Raw genomic sequence first — 10,040 nt, forward strand, 5'->3', positions numbered from 1 at the left:
TTGAGGGCCTCCTTTCCGAGCACGTATGGGACCCGGAACCAGAATCCACCGGGCTGTGCAGGAAGGGGGGCCCGGCCCTCATAGAGTCAGCTCAGGCCGCAGGAACAAGCAGCCGCCGCGCGGGCCTCCGGCAGCGGCGAACTGCCCGACCTCGCGATACTGCCCGCTCCCGTCCGCACCTGGCTCGAGGGCGCCTACGGGCACGGCATCGGCGACATCTTCCTGTACGCCGCCCCGATCGCCTTCCTGGTCACCCTGTTCATCAAGGAGGTCCCACTGAGCGCGTCCAGCGGTCTGGCCCAGGCCACGGAGGCAAAGCCCACATCGTGACCCGCGCCTCGGGTCTCATGGGTGTCACCGGGCACCCGTCCCTCAGGGCGCCCGGTAACACCTGCCGCGAACAGCCGTCCGGGGACAGACCGCCGTGGGACCGGCCCAGGCCGTGGTCGGCCGGCTCGGTGCCGGGCGGCTCCTTCTGCGCTGCGGGGTGCCTACCTGGCCGACCGGCACCACGCCGCCACCGGCACCGCCACCAAGGCCACGGGGCAGCCGGCGGCACCCGCGCCCGGGCGGCTGCGCGTCCTTGCCCTCGACGGTAAAGCGCTCAAGGGTTCGGCCCGTCCCACCTCGGCGCGTCGGCACCTGCTGTCGGTGGTTTCCCAGGGTCGCGTGCGGCACGACCCGCATCGTCGATTTGACAACTTCTATTCCACCCGGAATATAAGTCGGGGAGTCGAGGTTCCCCCCTCCGTGGCAGCCGCCGCGACCAGAGCGCGGGAGCGCCGCTTCATCAGCACCCAGTACCGCCCGATCCAGGGCAACAGAAAGGCATCATGTCTGACACCGACCTGCGCGACATCGAAGCGCTCAACGCCCGTAAGTCCGACGGCATCGCTGTTGTCACCGGCGCCAGCCGCGGCATCGGGGCGGCCATCGCCAGCCGTCTCGGCGCCGACGGGTACACCGTCGCAGTTCACTACCGCCAGGACTCGGCCGCCGCGGCCGACGTCGTCGAGAAGATCACCGCGGCCGGCGGCACGGCGTTCTCCTTCGCCGCCGACCTGGCCGAACCCGACACCGGCACCGCCTTCTGGGCTTCCTACGACGCGGCCGCGGGCGCGCTGCGCGACGTGCCCGTGCGGGTGCTGGTGAACAACGCTGCGATCATCGTGAACGCCGTCATCGAGGAGACCGCCGCCGAGGACTTCATCCGCCAGCAGCAGATCAACTCCACGGCGCCGTTCCTGATCATCAAGGCCGCCCTGCCGCGCCTGGCCGACGGCGGACGCGTGGTAAACGTCTCCTCAGGCGCCACCCGCGTCCCCGGCCCCGGCATCATCGGATACACCATGACCAAGGGAGCCCTCGAAGCTCTCACGCTCCCGCTCGCCCAGCACCTCGGCCCACGCGGCATCACCGTCAACGCCGTCCGCCCCGGCACCACCGACACCGACATGAACGCCGACTGGTTGCGCGGCAACTCCGAGGCCATCGCCGACCGCGTCGCGGCGCGCGCCCTCCGCCGCATGGGCGGACCCGCCGACGTCGGCGACGTCGTCGCCCTTCTCGCTTCCCACGACGCCCGGTGGATCACGGGCCAAATCATCGACGCCACCGGCGGCGAGCGCCTGTAGGCGGTACCCCTCCGGGGACACGGGCGAGATCCGAGTCGCGACACAGTCGACACTCGACGAGAGCCCGGCCGGCGGCCGGGCTCTCGTAGGGGCGGTGACTTCGGGTGGGGCGAGGGTCGGTTCCGGGCGTCACATTCCGAGTTGTCGCTGTACGGCCTGGGCGTCGATCAGGTAGTTCATCTCGTAGAAGCGTCCGTCACGGACCTTGTGGAAGGAGTGCTCGGCGTACTCGATCGTTTCGGAGGTCGGGGCGACGCCGAACCACTCCTTCGCGGAGGTGACGAACAGCTGCTGCGCGCGCGTGATCGCGACCGTGCCGATGAACCGCCTCCACGACCCGCGGAGACCGCCGGCATCGTGGCGTTCCTCGCCTCCGACCGCAGCAGCTTCATGACCGGCGCGGAAGTCTACGTCGACGGCGGCGCCAGCGAGGTCTAACCCCGGCGGGGTGCGCCGCCCACGCGCAGCGCACCCCGCCAGGCCGCGGCCCGCGTGATGAGGCCGCAGCCATGCCCGCCGGCCACGCCGCGGCCTGCACGAACCCTGACACACGCCAGAACACCGTTAGCCGGTGTGCGGGAAACCCGCACACACCTCACTCGAAAGGGGAAGGGGAACTGGCCGGAAACGGCTCCGCTCCCCGGACCGCCCATGACCTCCTACCAGATCCGGCCGCCTGACGCGGTCCCGGCCACACGTGCCCCAACCGTTGTACGCGACCTCAACTGGACGCCGGCCCTCTGGCTGTTGCTCGTCGTGGTCTGCGGTGCTCTTTTCCTTGACGGCCTCGACACCTCGATAATGGGGGTTGCCCTGCCGTCCATCGGCCGTTCCCTGCATCTCGGGGCCAGCTCGCTGCAGTGGATCGTCAGCGGCTACGTCCTCGGCTTCGCCGGCCTGCTGTTGCTCGGCGGCCGGACTGCGGACCTGGTGAGCCGACGGAATGTATTCCTGGCCGCGGTCACCGTCTTCGGCGTGGCCTCGATCGTGAGTGCGGGCCTGACCGACCAGTTCGCGATCATCGCCCTCCGCTTCGTCAAGGGCATAGCGGCCGCCTTCACGGTTCCCGCCGGCCTGTCCATCCTGACCACCACCTTCGCCGAAGGCCCGGCCCGCAACCGGGCGTTCGGGATCTACACGCTCTGCAGTGCCAGTGGGTACTCGTTCGGACTGGCCATCGGAGGCCTGCTGACCGAAGTCGGGTGGCGGGCCACGCTCCTGCTCCCCGGACCGGTCGCCTTGGTCTTCGTCGCCATCGGCTGGAAGGTGATCCCGAGGGCCGGGGCCGCGCGCGTCCGGCTGGCCCAGTTCGACCTGGGCGGCGCCTTCACCGCGACCGGCTCCCTGCTCGTGCTGGTCTACGCGGTCGTCGAAGCGCCGGCTCGGGGCTGGGCCAGCGTGCCGACCATCGGGCTGCTGGCGGTCAGCGCCGCCTTGATGGCCGCCTTCACCGTGATCGAGTTGCGCCACGACCATCCGCTGGTTCGCCTGGGCATCCTGCGCAGCCCCGCGCTCGTCCACGCCAACCTGGCCGGCTTCGCGCTGGCCGGCGGCTTCGTCGCTTTCCAGTTCACCGCCACCCTGTACGTACAAGACGCCCTCGGCTGGTCGCCGATCGGCACGGCACTGGCCTTCCTCCCGGCCGGCGTAGTTGTGGTCCTCGTGGCTCCCCGCCTAGGCCCGGTCATCGAGCGGCTCGGCACCAAGGCAGGCATCCTCACTGGGCTGGTGTGCTGCGCCGCGGGCTACGCCCTGTTCCTGCGGACCACTCCGTCGATGCCGTACACGGAGTTCCTGCTTCCGACCATGCTCCTGTTCGGGATCGGCTTCAGCCTGGCCTTCGCGTCCCTCAACGCCCAGGCGACCGCCGGAGTCGCCGACTATGAGCAGGGCCTGGCCTCAGGCTTGCTCAACACAAGCCTCCAGGCCGGCGCGGTCGTGGTGCTGGCCGTGACCTCCGCCGTCCTCAACGCCCCGGCGACTCCGGCCCGCGGCCAGCTCCTGCCGGGAATGAAGAACGCAGTGGACGTGATCGTCGGCGTGCTCGCAGGCGCCTCGCTGCTCACCGCGGGATTCTTGAACTCCAGGCACGGGCGGGCCACGGGGTAGATGTAGCAGCGGAACGAAAAGTCCCGCTAAGCACCCGGCGGAGGGCAGGCTTAGAACTCCTAACAAAGTGCCCTGGAACGTTGGTGGTTGGAGGGTTGTTGACCGCTCCATGAGGAAGGGTCAGCAGCCGCCGTGGGGTCGTGGCGGACGGGCTTTGGGCGCGGATCGAGCCGTTACTTCCGGTCGTGGCGCGTCGGCCGGATCACCCTGGCCGCAGGCTTCTGGATGACCGCAAGGTGCTGTCCGGGATCCTGTTCGTGCTCTATACCGGGATTCCGTGGGAGTTCCTGCCCCAGAGGCTGGGTTTCGGTTCGGGGATGTCGTGCTGGCGGCGCCTTCGCGACTGGAACGACGCGGGAGTCTGGCAGCGTCTGCACGAGTCACTTCTGGCCGAACTGAACGCCGCAGGGGCTTTGGACTGGTCCAGGGCGGTGATAGACGGCTCCCACGTCAGGGCCCTGAAAGGCGGCCCGAAACAGGACCGAGCCCGGTCGACCGTGCCCGAACAGGCTCCAAGCACCATCTAATGGTGAGTTACGGGGCTGGTGAAGCCTGAAGCACCACCGGGTTCGGAGCCCTTTGATCAGACTGGCTCACCAGCCTCGTGTCGTGGCGGCGGCATGTGCGCGATCGAGTCGAGGATGTTCGTGGTCTGGATCACCCCGGTCATCGCACGCCGCGGCACCGGCCACGGCTCCGGGCTGGGCGTCCACCGGTGGGTGGTCGAGCAGAGCTTCGCGCTGCTGCGCTGGTTCCGCCGGTTACGCATCCGCTGGGAGATCCGCGACGACATCCACAAGGCCCTCCTCAGTCTGGCCTGCGGCATCATCTGCTGGAGGCGGCTCCTGTCAGCAAGTCGGACGCCCTAGAAGGGCGGCCCGTCCGAACCAGGCGGAGGCGGAAGACGAATCCGCTCGTACTTCTCACCTCGCACATCGACTGGCCAGCGTTCGTCGATGACGATTGCTGCCTCCCTGCATTCTGGGCAGGCCTCGTCCCCTTCCGGGAACCACGGGTATGGCGAGGGAGCGATGCCGTCCTGCTGCATGCCGCACAAGGTCGTGCCGAGGTACCCATATGCGTGGGAGATGCCCGTGGGCAGACCTGCGAAATCAGCGCGCTCCCAGCGCATGCGCACCGGCTGGTACCACGACCTTCCGACCAGGCCTGGATGAGTGCCCAGCTTGGTCCACGCGTAGCACCAGGTGCAGAGCCAGGCCTCCTTCACCCGCGGGTCCGCCGTTGGCACTTGTCGCATCGCATGCCCGCACACGTCACACGTCACGCGCCGATCCTGCCATCCTCCACCGACCGCGCTGTTGTCATCCCGCTGGGGCTGAGCCGTCAAGCGAGGGGGAACGCCGGGCCGCATTTGGTTGGGAGTTCTTAGCTGGACTTCCCGTTCCAGAACTACAACTGCCCCGAGTACTCGGCGTACTCGATCCCCGCGACGCGGTCACCGTCGATGGCTACGTCCTGTACCCCCGCCAGGTGAAGTCCGGCACCGCGTCACCGTGCCCCTTCAGCTCCGCGATGACGTCGTCCCGCGTGACCGACTGGCCGTTCTCGGTGAGCCCATCTTGAATGAACTCGGCCATTCGATCGAACTCATGGGCGTTCAGCGCCTGGACGTAACGCTCGAAGACTTCGCGTACTTCCTTCTCGGACATGCTGGCCTCTCTGTCGCCCCGAACGCGGCGTGCGTGCACTCGGACGGTGATTGACCTGCGACGACGCCTTCAACGAACCTCCGTGGTGACTGCCGTCGTGGGTAAGAACTGAGAGTGCAAGACTTCCATTCCGGCCGGTATAGAATTCAGTGCTGATCGCCGCTCGGGGGTGGAGTACTCTGCACACATGGCTGGTTCGCGGAGCGTCGTCATGGGTCGGCCTCGAGAATTCGATATCGACGAGGCGCTTGAGCGCGCCATGCAGGTGTTCTGGGAACGGGGATACGAGGGGGTCAGCCTCACCTATCTGGCCAAGGCCATGGGCATCACGAAGCCAAGCCTGTACGCAGCCTTTGGCGACAAGAAGGAGCTGTTCCGCAAAGCTCTGGAGCGCTACGACGAGGGCCCGGCCGACTACGGGACGCGCGCCCTGGAGGAGCCGACCGCGCGAGGCGTGGTCGAGGCGATTCTCCGCGGAGCGGTTCGGACCACGACGCGCCCCGGCGGCCCTGCGGGATGCCTGGGCGTGCAGGGCGCGCTGGCGTCGAGCGAAGGGGGGCGGCCCGCGCACGACATGTTGGTCGAGTGGCGGAACGCTTCGGCTCTACGCCTTGAGGAGCGTTTCCAGCGGGCCGTCGATGAGGGCGATCTGCCGCGCGACGCCGACCCCCGACGGCTCGCCCGATATGTCATGTCGGTGGCGTTCGGCATCGCCGTCCAGGCCGCCAGCGGCCTCGGCCGCGACGAACTCCAGGACATCGCCGACATGGCACTGGAGTGCTGGCTGCCGTCGGGCGGGCGACGGACGCACACGGGGCGTTCCGGCTAGCCGTGAGGGGTCGGGCCGCCGTCATTCGTCTTGAGCGGCTTTGTGCTGATCGTACTGAGTCCAGGCACGTTCGAGTGTCTCTATGGCCGCCGGAATGGCGCCGCGCTCATCAAGATAGGTGCGCTGGCCCGGCAGGCCCTTGGGTGAGGGCCAGTCGGGATCGCGCGAGACCTCCCGGGCGAGATCACCAATGGCGTTGTCTTGATCGGTGTGGGTCTTCAACCACGCGGTGAAGCGCTTCGGCTTGGGCATATCCGCATCCTTCCGCCGCCGCGTGGCGTCCACACGTGAGTGTGTCGGTGGTGCGTCGCGTGTATCGCAGATAGTGCGCGAAGAGTGAGAGACAATGAGAACGAGCGGGAGTCAGTGACACCGATTCCCGCTCTCTCTCATCGGCATCCGCCCTGGTCAGACCCTGGTTCTTGCTGGCTGACCGGCGAGTGCCCCCGGCAGGATTCGAGCCTGCGCACGCGGCTCCGGAGTGAATGCGTCGATCACTCTGCATAGCTCTCTGATCTGCGGCGATGTCCATCGAAGAGCGCCAGCGACACAGACTGTGTCGGAGGTGTGTCGGACGCCTTGGCGCAGCTGACCGTGTCTGCACCTGGGAGCGGGCGTGACGGCGCAGTTCCACCTAGGCCGCCGATGGCGCGGCGTTCATGCGCGGGCCAGGCGTCGACGTTGCCTGGCAGGTGGGGCATCCGGCCTACGCCGGGCCGACCGTGATCAAAAGTCAGCCCCGGGGAACCGGGCATTTTCTGATCTTGAAACTCGTGCGACGGACGGCCACTCCCTCGTCGTAAAAGAGGCAAAGGTCCTCGCTTCAACTGCAACCGACAGTGCAAGCCCGCACTACAAAGCCCTGCGGCGACGTGGCATATGCCGCAGGGCCGCAGGTAGTGTCCTAGAATCGAACGCTTGTTCACTCCTTCGGATGAACCGTGTTTGCCCAGCGCATCCCGCGCACCAGACGCGGGAACCAAGGCCACGCACCCCCCACGCTCCCCTCACATGCCACTACACAGGAGGTAGGTATGGATCGCGAGCAGGTCCTCAAGCTGTACGCCTGGGAGTTGGGGGCCTGCTTTCGGCACCCAGGCAAGGGTGAAGTGCCGACCACTCACGTCTGGACGGTGCGGAGCGCGGCCGGCGGCACCCAGGACATCCGCGCCTGCGAGGAATGCGTCATCGCCATGGAGGACATGCGGCGCGAGACCACTTACCGCCGGGGAGTCGAGTACGAGCCCGGGCGCGTCTCACAGGCATAGCAGAAGGCTTGTTGCAAGGGAGTTGGCGCAGGTGGGGAGTCTGCTCGCGGCGCAACTTCAGGGAGGATTCAGGGGGTGAATCCCTCTCAGAGAGCCGTGAGGGAGCGCTGGATGCCTCCCTTTGTCTCAACGACGCTCAATTCGTCTCACCACGTCTCTGCACTTCAGGGGCCTGAAGTGGGCAAACGCGAGCGTCTCCGCAGGTGCCAGGCTCAAGGAGTTGAGATGACCGTCGTCTGGACCCTGCGTTCCAACGGCTGACGGAATCGCGTTGAACCTCGAAGGGTCCCGGCCGGGGTGCACTCCCCGGCCGGGACCCATCGGCGTTTCGCCGCCCGTGGCGTGCCTGCGGGCGGCCTGCAGCCTGGCCAGGACCTTTTCGCGTCGGTCCAGCTCGGTGGGCAGGTCGCTCTCCTTGCCGTCGATGCCGAAGGCCTGGTCCTTGGTGGTGTCGCTGGCCTCAGCGTCGGCCAGCAAAGGGCCGACTTGCCCTCCAGTTCGGCGATCTCGGCCTAGATCCGCTCCTCCTTGTCGACCAGGCGGCCGTAGTCCATCACCTTGTGCTTGGAGGCGTTGGCCTCCAGTTTCGTGCCGTCCAGGGCGCCGCGAACCATCTGGACCATGCCGAGCTTCTGCGCGAGATACAGCGACTGCAGGAACAGATCCGCGAGGGAGTCCAGGTGGCGGCGACGGAATCGGGCGATCGACCGGAGTCCGGGGCCTGGCCGGCGGCCGGGAAGCGAAACGCGACATCGTCCACGCGCCGGCACTCGATCTCCCAGGAGGAACGGACCCCGGTGGTGTAGCCGTAGATCAGCAGCATCAGCCGCGGGTCGTAGGGCGGGAAGCAGCGCTTTTCGGTGTAGTCCGCCAGGATCGGTGAGAGGTCGAGCACCTCGTCGACCTGCTCGGCCACGAACCGGGCCAGATGATCCTTCGGCAGCCAGTCATCCAGCGACGGCGGCAGCAGCAGGACCTGGTGCGGGTGGAAGGCCCGGAACGTCTTATCCACCGCCCCCGCACGACGGGGCGGCTGTTCACCCTCGACCGGCTCGACCTCGAACAACTCTTCCCGATCACGCATGCCGGGATCATCCCGCACGAGTGATCACCAGACACACACGGGTTGCCGGTTACTGAGACACGCTCCTAGCGCTTCGGTCGCCCGCACACGGTCGTTCGTGAAGGGCCATGTGGCAGCGGGCCGGATGGAGATCGGGCAGCTGGTGCTCAGGCCGGCCCGGAGGTCACCGAACTCCAGGTCCGCCTCCAGCGGTTGAGCCTCTACATCGGCGAGGGCAACGGCACCTCCAACACCAGGTCGATGACGCGGTGCGGAACTACCAGTGGGCGCGCGGCATCAGGAGCGACGAGCTCGGAGTGCAAGGCAAGGCGGCCCGGGCGCGGCTGGAATCGGAGACGTCGGAGCCGTAGGGGGCCCGTACCAGCGCATCCGGCCGATGCTCGCGCGGCTGCGCGTCGTGCGCCCCGCGCATTCGATGTCTCGCGCCGAGCGTGCGCGCCGTCAACAGTCGCTCCCGGCTGCTCATAGTGCGGCGCAGCCACGGCGCGCGCATCCGCAAGGGATTCCCGGAATTGCCGTGTGGATCGGCGACGAGCTCTGCATAATCGCAGGCGTCTATAGGGGGAAGGATTGACATATGGACGGGCAAAGGTGTTCGAAGTGTTCCGGTGAACGGGCGGCGGGGGGCAGTGACGCCTGTCAGTGCACTCAGCAGGTGGCCGCCACGGCCCGCCGCGCCGGCCCGTCCGAAACGGCCGCGCCGGAGGACTTCCAGTCGCTGGGCGTCCGCCCATACATCTACGTCGAGCTGCCGAAATCGCCCGGCACCAAAGAGCTCCCCTTCAACCCGCCTCCGGGCCAGAGCTCCACTGCTTTGGGACAGCACGGATCGCCGTCGGCCCCCGCCACCCTGCCTTCTGCGACCCTCCCGTCGGGTATGAGCGTGGTGGGCGGCCCTACGCTGGAGGTGCCCCACTCGCTCTTGGAACCGTCGGCACTGCCGACGACCGGGCCGGACGAGGTCGACACCCAGCCGCTCCAGAAGCCGCACGAACCGGTAGCGGCGAGTAATCCACGCACACGGCGCACACCAAGTGCAACACACGGGCCGGACAGCCCGCTGTCGCCGCCGCGCCCCCCTTCCCGCAACAGTTCCCCCGGGAGGCAGCGGCGCCGACCGAAGGGCCGGCGCCGACAGGCCCTGATCGTCGCGGCGATCGCGGTCGCCGTCGCGGGCTTCACGAGCGTGCTGCTCATCCCGGACGAGCCAAGGCGCGACACCGCGCTGGAGGACGGACGCACCGGCGCGCCGGAAGAGTCCGGCCGCACCCCGGCCTCTTTGTCACCCTCCGCGTCGGCGTCCACCGAGCCGTCCGCTGCGAAGCGCGCGAGTTCCTCGGCATCGACGTCGAGGTCGGCGCCGGCAGCGCTCCCCGCAGCGGCCCGGCGATCTGTGGACGCTGCTGCCGAACCCGCTGACCGGGGCGGGCCCGTGACCGCGACGGG

General features: G+C 68.2%; 8 protein-coding genes and 4 pseudogenes. 9 read left to right on the plus strand and 3 right to left on the minus strand.

Translation table 11 applies throughout. From position 1 onward, the window contains the following. Positions 1 to 90: 90 nt before the first annotated feature. The 5 genes and pseudogenes from ABZ904_RS49055 to ABZ904_RS49075 form a co-directional block, all read left to right on the plus strand. Positions 91 to 330 (plus strand): annotated as a pseudogene (locus ABZ904_RS49055) (MFS transporter); the annotation flags it as partial. 503 nt (positions 331 to 833) lie between these two features. After that, the gene (locus ABZ904_RS49060; protein WP_359402655.1) at positions 834 to 1,634 is read left to right on the plus strand and encodes an SDR family oxidoreductase; all 801 of its coding nucleotides are present in this window, start codon (positions 834 to 836) and stop codon (positions 1,632 to 1,634) included. 141 nt (positions 1,635 to 1,775) lie between these two features. Continuing rightward, positions 1,776 to 2,072 (plus strand): SDR family oxidoreductase, encoded by a 297-nt coding sequence (locus tag ABZ904_RS49065; protein ID WP_361000436.1) that lies wholly within the window; start codon positions 1,776 to 1,778, stop codon positions 2,070 to 2,072. Positions 2,073 to 2,285: 213 nt separating this feature from the next. After that, positions 2,286 to 3,743: an MFS transporter gene (locus ABZ904_RS49070; RefSeq protein WP_361830663.1), complete on the plus strand. Its 1,458-nt coding sequence runs from the start codon at positions 2,286 to 2,288 to the stop codon at positions 3,741 to 3,743. 140 nt (positions 3,744 to 3,883) lie between these two features. Continuing rightward, a pseudogene (locus ABZ904_RS49075) lies at positions 3,884 to 4,612 on the plus strand (transposase). Between the two features lie 600 nt (positions 4,613 to 5,212). Here the strand turns inward: ABZ904_RS49075 and ABZ904_RS49080 are convergent. Further along, positions 5,213 to 5,413 carry a hypothetical protein gene (locus tag ABZ904_RS49080; protein WP_359402661.1) on the minus strand — a complete coding sequence of 67 codons (201 nt, stop codon included), beginning with the start codon at positions 5,411 to 5,413 and terminating at the stop codon, positions 5,213 to 5,215. 187 nt (positions 5,414 to 5,600) lie between these two features. On the opposite strand from ABZ904_RS49080, the gene ABZ904_RS49085 reads away from it, so the two are divergent. Beyond that, positions 5,601 to 6,242: a TetR/AcrR family transcriptional regulator gene (locus ABZ904_RS49085; RefSeq protein ID WP_359402664.1), complete on the plus strand. Its 642-nt coding sequence runs from the start codon at positions 5,601 to 5,603 to the stop codon at positions 6,240 to 6,242. 21 nt (positions 6,243 to 6,263) lie between these two features. On the opposite strand, the gene ABZ904_RS49090 is transcribed toward ABZ904_RS49085, so the two are convergent. Then, positions 6,264 to 6,494, minus strand: coding sequence for a YozE family protein (locus tag ABZ904_RS49090; protein WP_361000430.1), 231 nt, complete (start codon positions 6,492 to 6,494; stop codon positions 6,264 to 6,266). Positions 6,495 to 7,276: 782 nt separating this feature from the next. On the opposite strand from ABZ904_RS49090, the gene ABZ904_RS49095 reads away from it, so the two are divergent. Then, positions 7,277 to 7,510 carry a hypothetical protein gene (locus ABZ904_RS49095; RefSeq protein WP_359410430.1) on the plus strand — a complete coding sequence of 78 codons (234 nt, stop codon included), beginning with the start codon at positions 7,277 to 7,279 and terminating at the stop codon, positions 7,508 to 7,510. A gap of 348 nt (positions 7,511 to 7,858) precedes the next feature. Here ABZ904_RS49095 and ABZ904_RS49100 read toward each other — a convergent pair. Further along, a pseudogene (locus ABZ904_RS49100) lies at positions 7,859 to 8,522 on the minus strand (transposase); the annotation flags it as partial. Here ABZ904_RS49100 and ABZ904_RS49105 point away from each other — a divergent pair. Both ABZ904_RS49105 and ABZ904_RS49110 read left to right on the plus strand, forming a co-directional pair. Further along, positions 8,439 to 8,618, plus strand: a complete 180-nt coding sequence (locus tag ABZ904_RS49105; protein WP_361830666.1) for a hypothetical protein — start codon at positions 8,439 to 8,441, stop codon at positions 8,616 to 8,618. The pseudogene ABZ904_RS49100 and the gene ABZ904_RS49105 sit on opposite strands and share 84 nt — an antisense overlap. A 631-nt stretch (positions 8,619 to 9,249) precedes the next feature. Continuing rightward, positions 9,250 to 10,040 (plus strand): annotated as a pseudogene (locus ABZ904_RS49110) (hypothetical protein); the annotation flags it as partial.

The organism is Streptomyces sp. NPDC046900, from assembly GCF_040644975.1.
GTDB lineage: Bacteria > Actinomycetota > Actinomycetes > Streptomycetales > Streptomycetaceae > Streptomyces.

Excerpts from the sequence above, each read along its gene's own strand:
- ABZ904_RS49070 (WP_361830663.1), top strand. The coding sequence starts at position 2,286 with ATGACCTCCTACCAGATCCGGCCGCCTGACGCGGTCCCGGCCACACGT.
- ABZ904_RS49085 (WP_359402664.1), top strand. The coding sequence starts at position 5,601 with ATGGCTGGTTCGCGGAGCGTCGTCATGGGTCGGCCTCGAGAATTCGAT.
- ABZ904_RS49105 (WP_361830666.1), top strand. The coding sequence starts at position 8,439 with ATGATCCTTCGGCAGCCAGTCATCCAGCGACGGCGGCAGCAGCAGGAC.
- ABZ904_RS49090 (WP_361000430.1), bottom strand. The coding sequence starts at position 6,494 with ATGCCCAAGCCGAAGCGCTTCACCGCGTGGTTGAAGACCCACACCGAT.
- ABZ904_RS49060 (WP_359402655.1), top strand. The coding sequence starts at position 834 with ATGTCTGACACCGACCTGCGCGACATCGAAGCGCTCAACGCCCGTAAG.
- ABZ904_RS49095 (WP_359410430.1), top strand. The coding sequence starts at position 7,277 with ATGGATCGCGAGCAGGTCCTCAAGCTGTACGCCTGGGAGTTGGGGGCC.
- ABZ904_RS49080 (WP_359402661.1), bottom strand. The coding sequence starts at position 5,413 with ATGTCCGAGAAGGAAGTACGCGAAGTCTTCGAGCGTTACGTCCAGGCG.